The organism is Citrobacter sp. Marseille-Q5395 (genome assembly GCF_947057495.1).
Taxonomy (GTDB): Bacteria; Pseudomonadota; Gammaproteobacteria; order Enterobacterales; family Enterobacteriaceae; genus Citrobacter; species Citrobacter murliniae.
Map to the genome: position 1 here is coordinate 67,186 of NZ_CAMSEL010000006.1, position 18,833 is coordinate 86,018.

Consider the following 18,833-nt stretch of genomic DNA (forward strand, 5'->3'; position numbering starts at 1 on the left):
AAGAATGACGAGGGGGCAGTTCTTCTTTTATTTCAACGTACAGTCACCGCACTGCTGGACATCGGGTAGACGGTAGCGCTGGCAACAGGTTCTGCGAACCAGCAGCCCTTCACGCGGAACAACAGTACGCCACAAAGGATTGTCCCGGCCACAGGATAACTGTTTCTCAAAGAAGCAGGCTTGTCGCAACATTGTCAGTAATTCATCACCGAGTAACGGTTTCATCTCCGTTAAATACCAGTGAATTAAATATCCGGTGTTGCTCCAGATAAGCTTACCGTTGATCTCACCTGTCGACTCCAGCGCCTGAACAACGGGTGTCAGTGCTGAGAGAATCAGTGTTTCCATCCGTTGTTGTGGAGTGAAGGCAGTGGCGTGTTTATCCTGATGTACATCTATCCAGAAACATGCAGCACGACCCGTTTCGTGAAACTCGACGTGCATATGTTCTGGAGCGGTATCGATGGCTTCTTTTTGTGTCAGAAGGGCTAACATCAGCGGAGGCATCATCAGCCCGATATACCATTGCGCCCACAGGGAAATCAGTGGCTTATTTTCGCGTGTTAATGTGGGTTGGTTACGATATATATGGTCAGAATAAACTGCCAGCAACGAGTTTAGCGTAGCGGGCTGGGTCCATTCATGCAGCGTCATGGCATTTTGTGGCGGTGTTTCGTCAAGACGAATGAAGTCCAGTAGATGCTCGCGGGTCTGAGCGATTGTTGCTCGCACGGAATCTGCCAGCGATGCTTTCTCGGGAGGGAGAGGGGTTCGCCAGATGACATCTTCAACGATCGGTGCTGAACGGTAAGCCATGTCTATATAGAGATGTTAATCTAAATGATAATGATTGCCAATCCTATAGACGAGGGAAAACGATGGCAAGATTTTTGTCGCGATGTTGGACAACAGCGCACAGATAGCTCAGACCGAGGGGCTGCTTACCCGTAGTTCATCACTGACCAGAGTGTTATTACGGCCCAGGTTCTTGGCTTCGTAGAGGGCTTTGTCTGCTTTAGCGATGGCTTCGTCAATCTCCTGATCTACCAATGGTGCAATGCCGATACTGACGGTCACATTGGTCGCCACGCTTTCATTAAACATGTGAGGAATTTTAAGATCGTAGACCTTCTGGCGAATTCGCTCGGCAGCAGCCTGTGCCTGCGCTGGATCGATAGCGGTCAGCAACACCATAAACTCTTCACCACCAAAACGCGCCACTACGTCCCGCGAGCGCACTGAGTCGCGAATAGCGGCAGAAACACGAATCAGCGCCTGATCGCCCATCATATGGCCGTAATGATCGTTGTAGGCTTTGAAATGGTCGATATCCAGCAACAGGACATAGTGCCTGGAATTACTGAGGGCCAGCAGCGTATCAAGCCGGTTTTGCAGGCCCCGGCGATTATACAGACCCGTTAATGGGTCGAGCATACTAAGTCCGTTTAGTGTTTCACGCTCTTCCAGCAGCTTGTACATCAACTGCTGGGCAAAACCGTCATAGCGCTTTTGTATCACGTGTTGAATAGCGATCCCGGCCATGGGCAGCGCCATAAAATAGATAATTCGCAGACCGTGCTCGCTACCGTTAAGCCACAGACACACGGCGACTGAAGGTAATGAATGGAGGGTAAACGCAATGATATTATTGGCAAAAGCAATCGAGCCAATAAACAGCACGCTGAGAAGCGCTATCAATAGAAAATAATAATCATTATGACCTAATACAGAAGATTTCAGAACAATATGTGTCGCCCATAACAAGCCAAAAATGATTGAAATAAGGGGGAGATTAATTCTTTTATCGACATATTTCTCATGCCAGACCAACAACAGCGTACTCGCGGCGCAGATGAGTACTGCTGGTGCGGATAATGCCTTGACGGCAAAAAGCGGGAAGAAAAGCGTAAACAACGAGGAGACTGCGTTGAGAAGCAGAAACAAACGTAAAGAGAGTTGGTATTTTTTAGTGCGCAGAGCTCGCCAGGATTGTACTGTCATAGGTAAATATTGTTATTTATCTGCAAGATACGAAGATGTGTTTGTCAGGGAAAAAATAACGAGTGAAAAATCATTCACATAGGTATTTATAGTTTTTTGTTGAAAAGCTAACCGCCGTGCAATTTATCACCTTCAATTATTCATGTCATCAATCGTTAAGTAAAACTCATATAATTGATAGTCTTTCCAGGCTGACAAATGAGAAAATATATCATATGATATTGGTTATCATTATCAATATCGTAGGTGAAACCATGTTGCAACGTGCGCTGGGCAGTGGATGGGGAGTGCTACTGCCGGGAATATTAATTGCCGGGCTGGCATTTACTGACCTGTCAGTTTACGCATGGAAAGCGGTGGTTGTATTAGGGTTACTACTGACTTCACTCATGCTGTATCACAAGCGATTACGGCATTTTGTTTTGCTACCTTCATGCGCAGCGCTAATTGGTGGCGTTGTTCTGATGATGATGAACTGGAATCAGGGGTGAGGTGAAACAGAAAAAACAGAAGGGAAAATAAGATAATTGGTGCGAGGGGGGGGACTTGAACCCCCACGTCCGTAAGGACACTAACACCTGAAGCTAGCGCGTCTACCAATTCCGCCACCTTCGCACAGTCATCTTACTTTTTGATATCGCCTCGTTGGTGCGAGGGGGGGGACTTGAACCCCCACGTCCGTAAGAACACTAACACCTGAAGCTAGCGCGTCTACCAATTCCGCCACCTTCGCCCAGTGCGAGCAATATCAACGTGGATTATGGTGCGAGGGGGGGGACTTGAACCCCCACGTCCGTAAGGACACTAACACCTGAAGCTAGCGCGTCTACCAATTCCGCCACCTTCGCATACCATCGATACTCAAAAAGTATCGTTACCACGGAGGCGCATTCTAGTGGTTTTCAGCTTTTCGTCAATAGTTAATTGTGCAGTCTGGGTTGATTGGTGCAAAAACGGCCATGTAAATGGCCGTTACATATTCCAGTTATGCTTTCTTCGCCTGACGCGTCATCACGGTACGGTACACTTTAAAACGTCCGGTCTGGGCGATGACTTCATGGAAGCCAAACATTTCATCCAGCACTTTCGGGTAAGGCAGGAATGCGTTGGCCACAATACGCAATTCACCGCCGCTGTTCAGATGACGAACCGCCCCGCGAATTAACGTTTGTGCGGCATCAAGACTGGTCTGCATACCGTCGTGGAATGGCGGGTTAGAGATGATCATATCAAAGCGCCCGGTCACATCGGAAAAGACGTTACTGGCGAGAACATCACCTTCAATACCATTTGCGGCCAGCGTTGCGCGGCTGGCTTCAACCGCAGATGCGCTGACATCGCACAGCGTTAAACGAACTTTCGGTGAATGGCTGGCTAATGCGACGGAGAGTACGCCTGCGCCACAGCCAACATCCAGAACTTTACCTTTGGTGTGCGGTGTCAACGTTGACAGCAGCAACTGGCTGCCCACATCCAGGCCATCACGGCTGAACACACCAGGTAGCGTTTTGATGGTCAAATTGTCAACGTTGTACTCGTCCCAGTACTTTTCGGCGTCAAAGACTGGCTGTTTTTCCAGACGACCGTGATAGAGGCCACAGCGGCGCGCACTGTCGACTTTATTCAGCGGTGCGTATTCGGCCAGCATTTGTTCTGCGCTGCGTACGCCACTGCGGTTCTCACCGACGATAAAAATATCGCTGCCCACCGGCAGTAGCGACAGAATATTCATCAGTTGGAATTGGGCTTCCGGCTTATTTTTGGGCCAGTAGTAAATTAACGTATCGCTATCTGCGATGTCTTCGGCCTGTGCGACGAGGCTAAAGCGAACGTTGTCACCCATCTGACGGTTTAATACCTGCCAGTGGTGGAGTTGTTGGGTATGCGCCCGGCTGGCGGCGCTTTCGAAGTGGGCTGGCAGGTCATCTTGCAAATCACCGGCAAACAGAATACGGCTTTGTTCGAAATCATTACTGTGGCGCAGCAAGACTTCACTTGCCGGGGTAAAAGCAGACATGGAGTGCTCCTCAATTTATACAGGTTGCGATTATATACACAAAATCATTCAAGCTGTATCAAGGCGGCCTGCGGGATGACGTGTATCGTTGTTTGTTGGCGCTGATTCGACAGATTTGCTATATTTGCGCCCCTGATAGACAGGAGTGTTTCGCTATGACATCCCGACGAGACTGGCAGTTACAGCAACTGGGCATTACGCAGTGGTCGCTGCGTCGTCCTGGCGCACTGCAGGGCGAGATCGCGGTTTCAATTCCTGCGCATGTCCGTCTGGTAATGGTTGCCGCGGAGTTACCCGCGCTAACCGAACCGTTGATGAGCGATATTTTACACGCATTGACCGTCAGTCCGGATCAGGTTTTACAACTGACGCCTGACCGTGTCGCCATGCTACCACAAGGCAGTCGCTGTAATAGCTGGCGGCTGGGTACCGAAGAGCCTTTGCAGTTGGATGGCGCTCAGGTCGCCAGCCCGGCGTTTAATGAATTACGGGAAAACCCAGCGGCACGTGCCGCTTTATGGCAACAAATCTGCGCATATGAACACGATTTCTTCCCTCGGTCCGACTGATTTACCCACAGCATTTCAGATTGAAAAACGCGCCCATGCATTTCCATGGAGTGAAAAAACATTTGCCAGCAACCAGGGCGATCGTTACCTCAATTTTCAGCTCACAGTTGACGGAACGATGGCCGCCTTTGCAATTACGCAGGTGGTGCTGGATGAAGCTACGCTGTTCAATATTGCCGTCGACCCTGATTTTCAGCGTCGAGGTTTAGGACGCGAACTACTGGATAATTTGATCGATGAACTGGAAAAGCGGGGGATTCGGACGCTGTGGCTCGAGGTGCGCGCTTCGAATGCTGCGGCTATCGCGCTATATGAAAGCTTAGGCTTTAACGAAGCGACGATTCGTCGTAATTACTATCCGACAGCCGACGGTCACGAAGACGCCATTATAATGGCATTGCCAATCAGCATGTAAGACAAGGTGTAATGATGATGAAGTGGGACTGGATTTTCTTTGATGCCGATGAAACGTTGTTCACATTTGATGCGTTTACCGGCCTACAGCGGATGTTTCTCGACTATAGCATTACCTTTACCGCTGAAGATTTTCAGGACTATCAGGCCGTGAATAAGCCACTGTGGGTGGATTATCAAAACGGTGCGATAACGTCATTACAACTGCAGCATGCTCGTTTCCAGAGCTGGGCTGAACGCCTGAACGTGCCGCCTGGCTCTCTGAACGACGCTTTTATTAATGCGATGGCGGAGATTTGCTCCCCGCTACCGGGCGCGGTTTCGCTCTTGAATGCGATTCGTGGCAAAACGAAAATTGGCATTATTACCAACGGCTTTACCGCATTGCAGCAAATCCGCCTTGAGCGTACGGGTCTGCGAGACTTTTTCGATCTGCTTGTCATTTCTGAACAGGTTGGTGTGGCAAAACCCGATCCGCGTATTTTTGATCATGCACTGACGCTGGCGGGCAATCCTGATCGCTCTCGAGTACTTATGGTGGGTGATACTGCGGAGTCAGATATTCTTGGCGGTATCAATTCCGGACTGTCCACCTGCTGGCTAAATGCACACCATCGTGAGCAGCCTGTGGGCATTCAGCCGACCTGGACGGTTGCGTCATTAAGCGAACTGGAGCAACTCCTGTGTAAACACTGATTGCCTCCCCCCTGTTGATGGGTAAAATAGCCGCAATTTTTCGTATTCAACATGCCCGGCCTGATGCCGTGCTTACCTAAGAAGATTTGACTATGACGTTGTCTCCTTATTTGCAGGAGGTGGCTAAACGCCGCACTTTTGCCATTATTTCTCACCCGGATGCCGGTAAAACGACTATCACCGAAAAGGTGCTGTTATTCGGACAGGCTATCCAGACCGCCGGTACGGTAAAAGGCCGTGGCTCCAGCCAGCATGCGAAATCTGACTGGATGGAGATGGAAAAGCAGCGTGGTATCTCCATTACTACCTCGGTAATGCAGTTTCCGTATCATGACTGTCTGGTGAACCTGCTGGACACCCCTGGGCACGAAGACTTCTCTGAGGATACTTACCGTACGCTGACGGCGGTGGACTGCTGCCTGATGGTCATCGACGCCGCAAAAGGTGTTGAAGACAGGACCCGTAAGTTGATGGAAGTTACGCGTCTGCGTGATACCCCGATCCTGACCTTTATGAACAAACTTGACCGTGATATCCGCGATCCGATGGAACTGCTGGATGAAGTGGAAAACGAGCTGAAAATCGGCTGTGCGCCGATTACGTGGCCGATTGGCTGCGGTAAATTGTTCAAGGGCGTGTATCACCTTTATAAAGATGAGACCTACCTGTACCAGACCGGTAAAGGCCATACCATCCAGGAAGTTCGTATTGTCAAAGGTCTGAATAACCCGGATCTCGACGCGGCAGTGGGTGAAGATCTGGCTCAGCAGTTGCGTGATGAGCTGGAGCTGGTTCAGGGGGCTTCTAACGAGTTTGACCATGAGCTGTTCCTGGCGGGTGAAATAACACCGGTTTTCTTCGGGACCGCACTGGGTAACTTCGGTGTAGACCATATGCTGGACGGTCTGGTGGAGTGGGCGCCAGCGCCAATGCCACGTAAAACCGATACCCGCGTAGTTGAAGCCTCAGAAGAGAAGTTCACTGGTTTCGTCTTTAAAATTCAGGCCAATATGGACCCGAAACATCGCGACCGCGTGGCGTTTATGCGTGTTGTTTCCGGAAAATATGAGAAAGGCATGAAAATGCGTCAGGTGCGCATTGGTAAAGATGTGGTTATTTCAGATGCGCTGACCTTTATGGCTGGAGATCGTTCTCACGTGGAAGAAGCGTATCCAGGCGATATCCTCGGTCTCCACAACCACGGCACCATTCAGATTGGTGATACCTTTACTCAGGGCGAAATGATGAAGTTCACCGGTATCCCGAACTTCGCACCGGAGCTGTTCCGTCGTATTCGCCTGAAAGATCCGTTGAAGCAAAAACAGCTGTTGAAAGGTCTGGTTCAGCTTTCTGAAGAAGGTGCGGTGCAGGTCTTCCGTCCGATTGCCAATAACGATCTGATCGTTGGTGCGGTCGGTGTGCTGCAGTTTGATGTGGTCGTTTCACGCCTGAAAAGCGAGTACAACGTTGAAGCGATTTATGAGTCGGTCAACGTGGCAACTGCGCGCTGGGTAGAATGTACAGACGTGAAAAAATTCGAAGAATTTAAGCGTAAAAACGAAGTTCAGCTGGCGCTGGATGGTGGTGATAATCTTACCTATATTGCCCCTACCATGGTTAACCTGAACCTCACCCAGGAACGTTATCCTGACGTTACGTTCCGTAAAACGCGCGAACACTAATCGACCTTCCAGGGTGCGGCTTCTGCCGTACCCTGCGACTTTCCCTGCCTTTTTAATCCCTTACGGAATGTTCTTAAATCCCGCATTTTATCTTCGTTTTGTCTGTTTTTTAATCTGTTTGGTCAGCGACTTCGAAATTGTGATCTATATTTAACAAAGTGATGACATAAGTGTCGGCTTTAAATGCCATGAAAATATATGTTTATGGTTGTTAGAACTGATATTTATTTTTATCACGATATTAATAACTGGTTCGGGTCGTCGTCGTGCAGAACATCAATGTGAGTACTGTTGATTGTGATGGCGGCCATTGACTTCTGAATTGAGTGATTTTCGCCACATTCAGCAATGCAGCACATGTGCTGCCAATGCTCGAATTATGAGCAAAAAAACAGGATTAAATCGATGACAATGACAAGACTGAAGATTTCTAAAACGCTGCTGGCCGTGATGCTGACTTCTGCTGTTGCAACGGGTTCTGCTTTTGCAGAAAACGCGACAATGGACAAAGCGCAATCCGGTCTTGAAAGCGCGGGGCAGAAAGTCGATAGCTCTATGAACAAAGTCGGTAATTTCATGGATGACAGCTCCATCACTGCAAAAGTAAAAGCCGCGCTGGTGGATCACGAAAGTATTAAGAGCACCGATATCTCCGTCAAAACAGACCAGAAAGTGGTTACGTTAAGTGGGTTTGTTGAAAGCCAGGCCCAGGCTGAAGAAGCGGTGAAAGTAGCGAAAGGAGTTGAAGGGGTGACCTCCGTTAGCGACAAACTGCACGTTCGGGATAGCAAAAGTACGACTGTAAAAGGCTATGCGGGCGATACGGCAACCACCAGCGAAGTGAAAGCGAAACTGCTGGCTGATGACATAGTCCCTTCCCGTAAAGTGAAAGTAGAGACTACCGATGGTGTAGTTCAGCTTTCCGGAACCGTCGATTCACAGGCTCAAAGCGATCGTGCTGAGAGCATCGCCAAAGCCGTTGATGGCGTGAAAAGCGTCAAAAACGATCTCAAAACTCAGTAATTCGACTTAATTCGCCTTCCCGATGTTTGTCGGAAGGCGTGTTGTGCACCACACTAAAAAATATCGCAAATGGGCGGCCTGAGCGTCCATATCAAGCGGTTGACATTAACTATGGTAAAGGAGAAGCGTATGTTTCGTTGGGGCATCATATTTCTGGTTATCGCGTTAATTGCCGCCGCTCTGGGATTTGGTGGACTTGCGGGTACCGCTGCAGGTGCGGCAAAAATAGTCTTCGTGGTCGGGATTATCCTGTTTCTGGTTAGCCTGTTTACCGGTCGTAAACGACCCTAGCACGTAAACCGTAAAGAAAAATTGCTACCAAGCCAGTCCAGTGGACTGGCTTTTACGGTTTTAGCGATGAGCAAATTGCGTTACTTTGTCGTTCTATCACAAAAAATACAGGAAGGCAGAGGTGGGGCAGAGAATACCCGTCACGCTCGGTAATATTGCGCCGTTATCGTTACGTCCGTTTCAACCTGGCAGTATGGCGCTGGTGTGCGAAGGCGGAGGACAAAGGGGGATCTTTACTGCAGGCGTACTGGATGAGTTCATGCGTGCGCAATTCAATCCCTTTGATTTCTACTACGGGACTTCCGCTGGCGCGCAAAATCTTTCGGCCTATCTTTGTAATCAGCCCGGTTACGGACGCAAAGTTATTATGCGTTACACCACAAAGCGTGAGTTCTTTGACCCGGTGCGATTTGTGCGCGGGGGAAATCTTATCGATCTCGACTGGCTGGTGGATTCAACATCGACGCAGATGCCGCTGGCGATTGATAACGCAGAGCGCCTGTTTGCAGCGGGAAAAGCTTTTTACATGTGCGCCTGTCGGGGAGATGACTATAGCCCGGGCTACTTTTCACCTACCCGACAGAATTGGCTCGACCTTATCCGCGCCTCCAGTGCTATTCCGGGATTCTATCGTTCGGGAGTGTTGCTTGACGGTGTCAACTATCTGGATGGGGGAATTAGCGATGCTATCCCCGTGCAGGAGGCGGCAAAGCAGGGGGCAAAAACGTTGGTGGTGATCCGCACCGTGCCCTCGCAAATGTACTATACGCCACAGTGGTTCAAGCGGATGGAGCGCTGGCTGGGGGAAAGCAGCTTGCAACCGTTGGTGAATTTAGTTCAGCATCATGAAACCAGCTATCGTGCTATTCAGAATTTTATTGAAAAACCGCCCGGTAAGCTGCGTATCTTTGAGATCTATCCGCCAAAACCGCTGCACAGTATGGCGTTAGGTAGCCGTATTCCGGCACTGAGAGAAGACTACAAAACAGGACGCCTTTGCGGTCGTTACTTTTTGGCTACCGTGGGTAAGTTGTTGACGAAAAATACGCCGTTGCCGCGCCAGACTCCGAAGATTGTGGTGCCGGGGCCGGTGGTGGTCCCTCCTGCACCGGTTGCCAATGATGCCCATGCCCCGCTGGTTACCCACGCACCCCAGGCCAACGATACGACATTCAATAATGAGGATCTGGCGTGAGTTATCGTTTTATCGATACGCATTGTCATTTTGATTTTCCGCCCTTTGTCGGTGATGAACCTGCCAGTATCCAGCGTGCCGCTGAGGCCGGGGTGAACAGCATCATTGTCCCGGCCACTGAGGCGGTGAATTTTTCCCGCGTGCTGGTGTTAGCACAAACCTATCCATCGTTGTTTGCCGCATTGGGTCTGCACCCCATTGTTATTGAACATCACGACGGCGACTGTCTGGATAGACTGCAACAGGAACTGGAAAAACGACCGCAGAAAGTAGTTGCCGTCGGAGAGATCGGACTGGATCTGTGGCGCGACGATCCGCACTTCGACAAGCAGGAATGGGTACTGGAGGCGCAGCTTAAGCTGGCGAAACGCTACGATATGCCGGTGATCCTGCATTCGCGCCGCACCCATGACAAGCTGGCGATGCATCTTAAACGCCACGCCCTCCCGCGAACCGGTGTAGTACACGGTTTTGCAGGAAGCATGCAGCAGGCGGAGCGCTTTGTTCAATTGGGCTATAAAATTGGCGTGGGCGGGACCATTACCTATCCACGCGCCAGTAAAACGCGTGAGGTGGTGGCGCAGTTACCGCTGGAAGCATTGCTGCTGGAAACCGACGCGCCGGATATGCCGTTAAACGGTTTTCAGGGCCAGCCTAACCGCCCGGAACAGGTGGTCCGGGTGTTTGATGTTTTATGTGAATTGCGTCCTGAGCCAGCGGACGTGATTGCTGATGTGCTGTATCGCAATACGACCGCGTTGTTTACCCTCTGATGGCCGGATAAGGCGTAGGCGCTATCCGGCAATTCACAAATATAACGCTGGATAAATCAGATTATCCACCCCGCGCTTGCGTAATTCTTTCGCCAATTGCTCCACATCCTCCGGCGTTGCGCTCGCCCACGCTTTGGCTTCGCCATATACGCCATGCGCATGGAATGCATTAAGCCGCACCGGTACGCGTCCCAGTTGGGTAATAAACGCCGCCAGTGGTTCGATATGATGCAGATAATCCACCTGACCGGGAATGACCAGCAGGCGCAATTCCGCAAGTTTTCCCCGCTCAGCCAGAAAGAGAATACTGCGCTTGATCGTCGCATTATCGCGCCCGGTAAGCTGCATATGGTATGCGCTGTCCCAGGCTTTGAAATCCAGCATTACACCGTCGCAAACCGGTAACAGCTTCTGCCAGCCGGTTTCGCCAAGCCAGCCGTTGCTGTCCACCATGCAGGTCAGGTGCTGTAACTGCGGATCGGCTTTGATCGCTGAGAATAGCGCAATCACAAAGGGGAGTTGAGTTGTGGCTTCCCCACCGCTGACGGTGATCCCCTCAATAAACAATGATGCCTTACGGATGTGGCGTAGAACCTCATTGACGCTCATGGTCTGCGCCATCGGTGTCGCCTGCTGTGGGCACATTTGCAGGCAGGTATCACATTGCTGGCAAATATCAGAATGCCACACCACTTTACTCGTATTCAGGCTTAGCGCCTGATGTGGACACTGCGGAACACATTCCCCGCAATCGTTGCAGCGTCCCATCGTCCACGGGTTGTGGCAATTTTTACAGCGCAAATTACACCCCTGTAAAAAGAGGGTCAGACGACTGCCTGGCCCGTCCACGCAGGAGAAAGGGATGATCTTACTGACCGAAGCGCATCTGCTGTTCATGGCTTACCACACGAGGTTGTCGATCCAGAATACGCGTATTGCGGGCGGCTTCTTCACCCAGCCAGGTGGTATTGGTGCGAGAGCCTTCGGCGCGATATTTTTCCAGATCGGACAGGCGCACCATATAGCCGGTCACGCGTACCAAATCGTTACCGCTCACGTTGGCCGTAAACTCACGCATACCAGCTTTAAACGCTCCGAGGCAAAGTTGTACCAACGCCTGAGGATTGCGTTTGATGGTTTCATCCAGCGTTAAAATATCGCTGATCCCGGCGTGATAATACGCGTGGTGTGGTGCAACGGTTTGCAGATGGGTGATAGGATCCGGCTCATCACCATAAGGCAGACGCGCACCCGGCGTGGTGCCAATATCAGAACTGATACCCGACTGCGCATGCAGCATCGCGCGCTGCTTCCAGCCATATTTTACTGGTGTGTTTTCCACAAAGTCAGCAAGCTGGGCGCTGATACGATAGCCCATCTCATTAGCACTCTCATCCTTCCCGTAGCGGGCGCTCAGGCCAGCCTTTTCACAAAGCAGGTTTACCGCTTCCGCCAGACCGTACATCCCAAACATTGGTACAAAACGTTTGGGATCAATCAACCCTTCCTGCACCAGGAAGCTATTCTCAAAGAAATGTGATTTCTCGTAGAGGAATTCACATCGTGAATCAATGATGGCGATTTGCTGCTGACAGTAGTGCGGTAGAGTGCGCGTAAAGAAGTCATCGACAGACGTGCTGCGTTCTGCGATGGCTTTCAGATTGAGTCTGACCAGCGTACTTCCTCCCCCAGCGAGAGGCAGGGAGTTGTAACAGCTGACCACGCCATAGTGGCCTTTTGTGAAAATTTTATCATTTTCAGGGCCGTTGGAAATGTGTGGTTTGCTGCATTCGCAAATATTTTTCGCTACGTTCAACAGAAGATCGTCAGGAGTAATTTGCGGATCATAAATAAATGTCAGATTAGGGGAAACCTGCTTTAACTCTGCATCTGCACGTAAAATTGCTCGCGTAACTGGTGTGTCAGCAGGACCGATGTTGGCATGCATAAACGCATCTGGCAGCGTTCTGTCGAGATAACGCCAGAAACGTTTTATTCGAATGTCGATCTCTTCTTGTGTTAGAATTCTAACATACGGTTGCAGCAAAGCATCGATCTGCCCGAGGTAGACCGGCATCGAGGTTACTGACGGAACATGGTGGTACAGGATGGTCAGCAAGGATAATGCGTCATCAAGATCCTTTGCGCCTTCCAGTTCCAGCCATGATGAACCGTTGGCCAGAAAACGAGCGTAATCGGGTAAAACATAGCGCGGCTTGAACGGGGCATGACCTTCATACATATCGCAGATAACCCCGTCATCCAGCGCCTGGCGGGCCTCAACAGGCAAATGGGGATAAGGTAGAGCGTTCTCTGCCTCCAGCGCCAGAAAATGGCGTTTCTGTTCAGGGCTGAGCACCGGACTGGTCACGATTTGTTGGCAACGCTGTTGCAGCGCGAGTTCAGAGGACGTGGGCATCGTTGGTTCCTTTATGTGCCGAATAGGAGCTGAAGGTTAAGTGTCATTGTAGGAAGCTGTACAACATCAACCTTTGATCCGGATGCGGCTGAAGCCATCACATCCTGCCGGTAAAGGTTATTTATTTGAAGTAGATCTCATTAGAGTAATGCAAATCTGTATGTGGTTTTCATTAACTGTGATGTATATCGAAGTGTAATAGCGAGCGGATGTTAGAATACTAACAAACTCGCAAGGTGAAATTTTATACGGCGATGCCGTTGGAGAATGTTATGACCGATTTAACAGCAAGCAGCCTGCGTGCACTGAAACTGATGGATCTGACTACCCTGAATGACGACGACACGAATGAAAAAGTGATCGCGCTGTGTCATCAGGCTAAAACCCCGGTTGGTAACACGGCAGCAATCTGTATTTATCCGCGTTTCATCCCTATTGCTCGTAAAACTCTGAAAGAGCAGGGCACGCCGGACATCCGCATTGCCACAGTGACAAACTTCCCGCACGGCAACGACGACATCGAGATTGCGCTGGCAGAAACCCGCGCCGCTATCGCTTACGGTGCGGACGAAGTTGACGTGGTATTCCCGTACCGTGCGCTGATTGCTGGTAACGAGCAGATCGGTTTCGATCTGGTTAAAGCCTGTAAAGACGCATGTGCTGCGGCAAATGTGCTGCTGAAAGTGATTATCGAAACAGGCGAACTGAAAGAAGAAGCCTTGATTCGTAAAGCCTCTGAAATCTCCATCAAAGCCGGTGCTGATTTCATCAAAACCTCTACCGGTAAAGTACCAGTAAATGCGACGCCGGAAAGCGCACGCATCATGATGGAAGTGATCCGCGATATGGGTGTGGAAAAAACGGTTGGCTTCAAACCGGCTGGCGGCGTACGTACTGCGGAAGACGCACAGCAGTTCCTGGCTATTGCGGACGAACTGTTCGGTGCTGATTGGGCTGATTCCCGCCACTACCGCTTCGGTGCATCCAGCCTGCTGGCTAGCTTGTTGAAAGCGCTGGGTCACGGTGATGGTAAGAGCGCAAGCAGCTACTAAGTTTCAATTGCCCATCGTAGGCCGGACAAGGTGTTAGTCACCCTCCGGCATCAATACGACTTGCCGGGTGGCATCTTGCTTACCCGGCCCATAATCGGGAGGTTACCTTGTTTCTCGCACAAGAAATTATTCGTAAAAAACGTGATGGTCATGCGCTGAGCGATGAAGAAATTCGTTTCTTTATCAATGGTATTCGCGATAATACCATCTCTGAAGGGCAAATCGCCGCCCTGGCGATGACTATTTTCTTCCACGATATGACAATGCCAGAGCGTGTTTCGCTGACCATGGCAATGCGTGATTCAGGAACCGTGCTGGACTGGAAGAGTCTGCAACTGAACGGCCCGATTGTGGATAAACACTCTACCGGTGGCGTGGGTGACGTAACGTCACTGATGTTAGGCCCGATGGTCGCTGCATGCGGTGGTTATATTCCGATGATCTCCGGGCGTGGTCTGGGCCATACCGGTGGTACGCTTGATAAACTGGAAGCCATTCCGGGATTTGACATCTTCCCGGATGACGCTCGATTCCGTGAAATTATTAAAGACGTGGGTGTTGCGATTATTGGTCAAACCAGCTCGCTTGCACCGGCGGATAAACGTTTTTATGCCACCCGCGACATTACCGCGACCGTGGACTCCATCCCACTGATTACTGGCTCTATTCTGGCGAAAAAATTGGCGGAAGGGCTGGATGCATTGGTGATGGACGTGAAAGTAGGCAGCGGTGCCTTTATGCCGACCTATGAACTTTCGGCTGCCCTTGCCGAAGCGATTGTTGGTGTGGCGAATGGTGCGGGTGTGCGTACTACCGCACTGTTAACCGATATGAATCAGGTGCTGGCCTCCAGCGCCGGTAACGCGGTAGAAGTTCGCGAAGCTGTACAGTTCCTGACGGGTGAATACCGTAACCCGCGTCTGTTTGACGTCACCATGGCGCTGTGCGTGGAGATGCTGATCTCCGGCAAACTTGCGAAAGACGATGCTGAAGCCCGCGCCAGGTTGCAGGCGGTACTGGATAACGGTAAAGCGGCGGAAATTTTTGGTCGCATGGTTGCGGCGCAAAAGGGACCGACCGATTTTGTCGAAAACTACGCGAAGTACCTCCCGACGGCAATGCTCAGCAAAGCGGTATATGCTGATACCGAAGGTTTCGTTAGCGCGATGGATACCCGTGCACTGGGTATGGCGGTAGTTTCCATGGGCGGCGGTCGCCGTCAGGCATCTGACACGATTGATTACAGCGTCGGCTTTACTGATATGGCGCGTTTGGGTGACAGCGTAGATGGACAGCGTCCGCTGGCAGTGATCCACGCCAAAGATGAAGCCAGCTGGCAGGAAGCGGCGAAAGCCGTCAAAGCGGCAATCAGCCTTGACGACAAAGCGCCAGAAATTACACCGACAGTCTATCGTCGTATTACCGAATAACTGTATACTGATCTGATCGCTTTTTTGCGGCGCAGATGTATGGAGAACAAGATGAAACGTGCATTTATTATGGTGCTGGACTCCTTTGGTATTGGTGCGACTGAAGATGCGGATCGCTTTGGCGACGTAGGTTCAGACACTATGGGACATATTGCAGAAGCCTGTGCGAAGGGCGAAGCTGACAATGGTCGCAAAGGTCCGCTGAATCTGCCTAACCTGACCCGTCTGGGCCTGGTGAAAGCTCACGAAGGTTCTACCGGTAAAATTGCGGCCGGTATGGACGGCAATGCGGAAGTCATTGGTGCTTACGCATGGGCGCATGAACTCTCTTCCGGGAAAGACACTCCGTCTGGTCACTGGGAAATCGCTGGTGTTCCGGTTCTGTTTGACTGGGGCTATTTCTCCGATCATGAAAACAGCTTCCCACAAGAGCTACTGGATAAACTGGTAAAACGTGCCAACCTGCCGGGCTATCTCGGTAATTGCCACTCTTCCGGTACGGTGATTCTGGACCAACTGGGCGAAGAACATATGAAAACCGGCAAGCCGATTTTCTACACTTCGGCTGACTCCGTATTCCAGATTGCCTGCCATGAAGAGACCTATGGCCTGGATAAACTCTACGAGCTGTGCGAAATCGCACGCGAAGAGCTGACCGAAGGTGGTTACAACATTGGCCGCGTTATCGCGCGTCCGTTTATCGGCGATAAGGCCGGTAACTTCCAGCGTACCGGTAACCGTCACGACCTGGCCGTCGAACCGCCAGCACCGACGGTACTGCAGAAACTGGTTGACGAGAAAAAAGGCCATGTCGTATCCGTTGGTAAAATTGCGGACATTTACGCGAACTGCGGTATCACTAAAAAAGTGAAAGCGACGGGTCTGGACGCACTGTTCGACGCAACGATCAAAGAGATGAAAGAAGCGGATGATGAGACCATCGTCTTCACTAACTTCGTCGACTTTGACTCCTCCTGGGGACACCGCCGCGACATCGCTGGCTATGCTGCAGGTCTGGAGCTGTTCGACCGCCGTCTGCCTGAGCTGATGGAGCTGGTGAGGGAAGATGACATTCTGATCCTGACCGCTGACCACGGTTGCGATCCGAGCTGGACTGGAACCGATCACACCCGTGAACACATTCCGGTGCTGATCTATGGCCCGAAAGTAAAACCAGGCTCTTTAGGTCACCGTGAAACATTCGCGGATATTGGTCAGACGCTGGCAAGCTACTTCGGTACGTCGCCAATGGACTACGGTAAAAACATGCTGTAATACCCGTTGTCTTTCGCGCCGTAGGCTCGTTGACTTCATTCGTTCACCCCGGTCACATAGTGAATCTATGCTCCTGTGGTGAACGAAATAGCCGCCTTCCTACAACGTGAAATCCTTAGGGTATTTCCACTATTTAATTAAGGATAATTTATGGCAACTCCACATATTAATGCAGAAATGGGTGATTTCGCTGACGTCGTATTGATGCCTGGCGACCCGCTGCGTGCTAAGCACATTGCTGAAACTTTCCTCGAAGATGTCCGCGAAGTAAACAACGTTCGTGGCATGTTAGGTTTCACAGGTACTTACAAAGGCCGTAAGATCTCAGTTATGGGTCATGGGATGGGTATCCCATCCTGCTCTATCTATACCAAAGAACTGATCACCGATTTCGGCGTGAAGAAAATCATTCGCGTCGGTTCCTGTGGTGCGGTGCGTATGGATGTCAAACTGCGTGACGTGGTAATTGGTATGGGTGCATGCACCGATTCCAAAGTTAACCGTATCCGCTTTAAAGATCATGATTTTGCCGCTATTGCTGATTTCGACATGGTGCGTAACGCTGTTGATGCTGCAAAAGCTCTGGGTGTAGATGCGCGTGTTGGCAACCTGTTCTCCGCCGATCTGTTCTACTCCCCGGACGGCGAAATGTTCGACGTAATGGAAAAATACGGCGTGCTGGGTGTGGAAATGGAAGCTGCGGGTATCTACGGCGTTGCGGCTGAGTTTGGTGCGAAAGCGCTGACCATTTGCACCGTATCTGACCATATCCGTACTCATGAGCAGACTACTGCTGCTGAGCGTCAGACGACCTTCAACGACATGATCAAAATCGCGCTGGAATCTGTTCTGCTGGGCGATAAAGAATAAGTTCGGTTTGTGCCCGGTGACGCTTTGCTTACCGGGTCTATAATACTGCCGGATAAGGCGTAGCCTCCATCCGGCAGTTATCTCAATTGCTTAACGCACTGCTCTGGCAATCCATGCCGAAAGCTCCTGGAGTTCTTCTTTCTGGTCCGGGAAGTCGACCAACAATGCCTCGCACTCATGCTGCAACATATCAGCGCGGTACAGACATCCTTGCAGACGATTCGCCAACGCTTCTAACGGGGCGGGGTTGAGGCTGTCAGTGAAGGCCTGCGCGCGGGTAATATGCCCTTTTTCAACGTCGAAATGCAGTTCTACGCCGCCCCAGGTGAAGCGCTCATCCAGCAGATGCGAAAAAGCAGGAGCCTGGCCAAAATTCCACTCCCAACTGCTCTGGCGAGCGAAAGTTTCGGCAAAATTCGGCAGATCCGGTGTTTTGTCGGGAGAGATAATCTCTGCTTCTACACGTTCACCGTAGTGGGCAAAAAAGGCATCGGTTACTGCCTTGCACACCTGTTCATGGGTGACGCCCGGCAGCAATTCAGTAAGATTCGCAACGCGTGAGCGTACGGAGGTAATCCCTTTGGCGGCGAGTTTCTTTTTATCCGGATTTAGATAGTTAGCCAAACGGCTGAGATCGGCATTTAACAGCAGTGTGCCGTGGTGGAAGCCACGGTCTTTGGTTTCCCGATAGGCAGAGCCAGAGACTTTGCGATCGCCCTCGGCTGTTTTGACGACCAGATCGTTGCGCCCGGATGCATCAGCATCGACTCCAAGAGAAGCTAATGCATTGAGTACGATAGTGGTGGATATGGTTTTGTCGTATTCTGGTTTGCCTGCCATAAAGGTAAAGCAAGTATTACCCAGATCGTGAAATACCGCGCCGCCGCCGCTGCTGCGACGCGCAAGCCGGACGTTGTCTTCTTCCATGCGCCGGGTATTGCACTCTTTCCACGGATTTTGCGCCCGGCCAATGACTACCGTATCAGCGTTGCGCCATAAAAACAGAACGCGCTGCGTAGCGGGCATTTGACGAAAAATGCACTCTTCAACGGCCAGGTTAAACCATGGATCGTAAGAGTCAGAGATGAGCAGGCGTAATGTTGTCATGGTCGATTTCCTTTCTGGT

The 18,833-nt window shown here is 50.9% G+C and carries 19 protein-coding genes and 3 tRNA genes; 13 read left to right on the forward strand and 9 right to left on the reverse strand.

Annotated elements, in window-relative coordinates; genetic code table 11:
- Positions 1 to 27 precede the first annotated feature (27 nt).
- Both fhuF and OH663_RS08575 read right to left on the reverse strand, forming a co-directional pair.
- Positions 28 to 816, reverse strand: a complete 789-nt coding sequence (gene fhuF / locus OH663_RS08570) for a siderophore-iron reductase FhuF (protein ID WP_045439449.1) — start codon at positions 814 to 816, stop codon at positions 28 to 30.
- A gap of 108 nt (positions 817 to 924) precedes the next feature.
- Positions 925 to 2,001 carry a GGDEF domain-containing protein gene (locus OH663_RS08575; protein ID WP_048222131.1) on the reverse strand — a complete coding sequence of 359 codons (1,077 nt, stop codon included), beginning with the start codon at positions 1,999 to 2,001 and terminating at the stop codon, positions 925 to 927.
- 215 nt (positions 2,002 to 2,216) lie between these two features.
- Between OH663_RS08575 and OH663_RS08580 the strand changes: the two genes are divergently transcribed.
- Complete coding sequence (locus OH663_RS08580) at positions 2,217 to 2,492, forward strand: DUF1435 domain-containing protein (RefSeq protein WP_045439455.1); 276 nt, start codon at positions 2,217 to 2,219, stop codon at positions 2,490 to 2,492.
- A 37-nt stretch (positions 2,493 to 2,529) separates the two neighbouring features.
- On the opposite strand, the gene OH663_RS08585 is transcribed toward OH663_RS08580, so the two are convergent.
- The 4 genes from OH663_RS08585 to rsmC all read right to left on the reverse strand — a co-directional run bounded on the left by OH663_RS08585 (position 2,530) and on the right by rsmC (position 4,018).
- Positions 2,530 to 2,616, reverse strand: a tRNA-Leu gene (locus OH663_RS08585).
- A 31-nt stretch (positions 2,617 to 2,647) separates the two neighbouring features.
- A tRNA-Leu gene (locus OH663_RS08590) sits at positions 2,648 to 2,734 on the reverse strand.
- Positions 2,735 to 2,762: 28 nt separating this feature from the next.
- Positions 2,763 to 2,849, reverse strand: a tRNA-Leu gene (locus OH663_RS08595).
- Positions 2,850 to 2,986: 137 nt separating this feature from the next.
- Positions 2,987 to 4,018, reverse strand: coding sequence for a 16S rRNA (guanine(1207)-N(2))-methyltransferase RsmC (gene rsmC / locus OH663_RS08600; RefSeq protein ID WP_200011367.1), 1,032 nt, complete (start codon positions 4,016 to 4,018; stop codon positions 2,987 to 2,989).
- A gap of 155 nt (positions 4,019 to 4,173) precedes the next feature.
- Between rsmC and holD the strand changes: the two genes are divergently transcribed.
- The 8 genes from holD to OH663_RS08640 all read left to right on the forward strand — a co-directional run bounded on the left by holD (position 4,174) and on the right by OH663_RS08640 (position 10,661).
- Complete coding sequence (gene holD, locus OH663_RS08605; RefSeq protein WP_045439461.1) at positions 4,174 to 4,587, forward strand: DNA polymerase III subunit psi; 414 nt, start codon at positions 4,174 to 4,176, stop codon at positions 4,585 to 4,587.
- Positions 4,556 to 5,002: a ribosomal protein S18-alanine N-acetyltransferase gene (rimI, locus tag OH663_RS08610; protein ID WP_200011369.1), complete on the forward strand. Its 447-nt coding sequence runs from the start codon at positions 4,556 to 4,558 to the stop codon at positions 5,000 to 5,002. The genes holD and rimI overlap by 32 nt, the downstream gene beginning before the upstream one ends.
- Positions 5,003 to 5,019: 17 nt before the next feature.
- A complete protein-coding gene (gene yjjG, locus OH663_RS08615) occupies positions 5,020 to 5,697 on the forward strand; it encodes a pyrimidine 5'-nucleotidase (protein WP_045449431.1) in 678 nt (225 codons plus the stop codon).
- A 92-nt stretch (positions 5,698 to 5,789) separates the two neighbouring features.
- Positions 5,790 to 7,379 (forward strand): peptide chain release factor 3, encoded by a 1,590-nt coding sequence (gene prfC / locus OH663_RS08620; RefSeq protein WP_045439466.1) that lies wholly within the window; start codon positions 5,790 to 5,792, stop codon positions 7,377 to 7,379.
- Positions 7,380 to 7,784: 405 nt separating this feature from the next.
- Entirely contained in the window at positions 7,785 to 8,402 is a 618-nt protein-coding gene (gene osmY, locus OH663_RS08625; RefSeq protein WP_045439469.1) for a molecular chaperone OsmY, read from the forward strand.
- Positions 8,403 to 8,531: 129 nt separating this feature from the next.
- Positions 8,532 to 8,693: a DUF1328 domain-containing protein gene (locus OH663_RS08630; RefSeq protein ID WP_003019081.1), complete on the forward strand. Its 162-nt coding sequence runs from the start codon at positions 8,532 to 8,534 to the stop codon at positions 8,691 to 8,693.
- Between the two features lie 121 nt (positions 8,694 to 8,814).
- The gene (locus OH663_RS08635; protein WP_048222123.1) at positions 8,815 to 9,888 is read left to right on the forward strand and encodes a patatin-like phospholipase family protein; all 1,074 of its coding nucleotides are present in this window, start codon (positions 8,815 to 8,817) and stop codon (positions 9,886 to 9,888) included.
- Complete coding sequence (locus OH663_RS08640) at positions 9,885 to 10,661, forward strand: metal-dependent hydrolase (RefSeq protein ID WP_045439475.1); 777 nt, start codon at positions 9,885 to 9,887, stop codon at positions 10,659 to 10,661. Before OH663_RS08635 ends, OH663_RS08640 begins: the two co-directional genes overlap by 4 nt.
- 33 nt (positions 10,662 to 10,694) lie before the next feature.
- Here the strand turns inward: OH663_RS08640 and OH663_RS08645 are convergent, their stop codons facing one another.
- Entirely contained in the window at positions 10,695 to 11,558 is an 864-nt protein-coding gene (locus tag OH663_RS08645) for a YjjW family glycine radical enzyme activase (protein ID WP_200011371.1), read from the reverse strand.
- Entirely contained in the window at positions 11,530 to 13,080 is a 1,551-nt protein-coding gene (locus tag OH663_RS08650) for a YjjI family glycine radical enzyme (protein ID WP_200011374.1), read from the reverse strand. The genes OH663_RS08645 and OH663_RS08650 overlap by 29 nt, the downstream gene beginning before the upstream one ends.
- Positions 13,081 to 13,352: 272 nt before the next feature.
- On the opposite strand from OH663_RS08650, the gene deoC reads away from it, so the two are divergent.
- The 4 genes from deoC to deoD all read left to right on the forward strand — a co-directional run bounded on the left by deoC (position 13,353) and on the right by deoD (position 17,707).
- Positions 13,353 to 14,132, forward strand: coding sequence for a deoxyribose-phosphate aldolase (deoC, locus tag OH663_RS08655; RefSeq protein ID WP_197086132.1), 780 nt, complete (start codon positions 13,353 to 13,355; stop codon positions 14,130 to 14,132).
- 107 nt (positions 14,133 to 14,239) lie between these two features.
- Entirely contained in the window at positions 14,240 to 15,562 is a 1,323-nt protein-coding gene (deoA, locus tag OH663_RS08660; RefSeq protein WP_045439487.1) for a thymidine phosphorylase, read from the forward strand.
- 51 nt (positions 15,563 to 15,613) lie between these two features.
- On the forward strand, positions 15,614 to 16,837 hold the full coding sequence (gene deoB / locus OH663_RS08665) for a phosphopentomutase (RefSeq protein ID WP_200011376.1): 1,224 nt from the start codon (positions 15,614 to 15,616) through the stop codon (positions 16,835 to 16,837).
- 150 nt (positions 16,838 to 16,987) lie between these two features.
- Positions 16,988 to 17,707, forward strand: coding sequence for a purine-nucleoside phosphorylase (gene deoD / locus OH663_RS08670; protein WP_000224864.1), 720 nt, complete (start codon positions 16,988 to 16,990; stop codon positions 17,705 to 17,707).
- A gap of 90 nt (positions 17,708 to 17,797) precedes the next feature.
- Here deoD and lplA read toward each other — a convergent pair whose 3' ends face one another.
- Positions 17,798 to 18,814 (reverse strand): lipoate--protein ligase LplA, encoded by a 1,017-nt coding sequence (gene lplA, locus OH663_RS08675; protein WP_200011378.1) that lies wholly within the window; start codon positions 18,812 to 18,814, stop codon positions 17,798 to 17,800.
- Positions 18,815 to 18,833: the final 19 nt, after the last annotated feature.

Coding starts and splice junctions, on each gene's coding strand:
- deoC (WP_197086132.1), top strand. CDS start 13,353: ATGACCGATTTAACAGCAAGCAGCCTGCGTGCACTGAAACTGATGGAT.
- rimI (WP_200011369.1), top strand. CDS start 4,556: ATGAACACGATTTCTTCCCTCGGTCCGACTGATTTACCCACAGCATTT.
- deoD (WP_000224864.1), top strand. CDS start 16,988: ATGGCAACTCCACATATTAATGCAGAAATGGGTGATTTCGCTGACGTC.
- fhuF (WP_045439449.1), bottom strand. CDS start 816: ATGGCTTACCGTTCAGCACCGATCGTTGAAGATGTCATCTGGCGAACC.
- lplA (WP_200011378.1), bottom strand. CDS start 18,814: ATGACAACATTACGCCTGCTCATCTCTGACTCTTACGATCCATGGTTT.
- OH663_RS08645 (WP_200011371.1), bottom strand. CDS start 11,558: ATGAACAGCAGATGCGCTTCGGTCAGTAAGATCATCCCTTTCTCCTGC.
- OH663_RS08575 (WP_048222131.1), bottom strand. CDS start 2,001: ATGACAGTACAATCCTGGCGAGCTCTGCGCACTAAAAAATACCAACTC.
- yjjG (WP_045449431.1), top strand. CDS start 5,020: ATGAAGTGGGACTGGATTTTCTTTGATGCCGATGAAACGTTGTTCACA.
- holD (WP_045439461.1), top strand. CDS start 4,174: ATGACATCCCGACGAGACTGGCAGTTACAGCAACTGGGCATTACGCAG.
- osmY (WP_045439469.1), top strand. CDS start 7,785: ATGACAATGACAAGACTGAAGATTTCTAAAACGCTGCTGGCCGTGATG.
- deoB (WP_200011376.1), top strand. CDS start 15,614: ATGAAACGTGCATTTATTATGGTGCTGGACTCCTTTGGTATTGGTGCG.
- OH663_RS08580 (WP_045439455.1), top strand. CDS start 2,217: ATGATATTGGTTATCATTATCAATATCGTAGGTGAAACCATGTTGCAA.
- OH663_RS08650 (WP_200011374.1), bottom strand. CDS start 13,080: ATGCCCACGTCCTCTGAACTCGCGCTGCAACAGCGTTGCCAACAAATC.
- prfC (WP_045439466.1), top strand. CDS start 5,790: ATGACGTTGTCTCCTTATTTGCAGGAGGTGGCTAAACGCCGCACTTTT.
- rsmC (WP_200011367.1), bottom strand. CDS start 4,018: ATGTCTGCTTTTACCCCGGCAAGTGAAGTCTTGCTGCGCCACAGTAAT.
- OH663_RS08630 (WP_003019081.1), top strand. CDS start 8,532: ATGTTTCGTTGGGGCATCATATTTCTGGTTATCGCGTTAATTGCCGCC.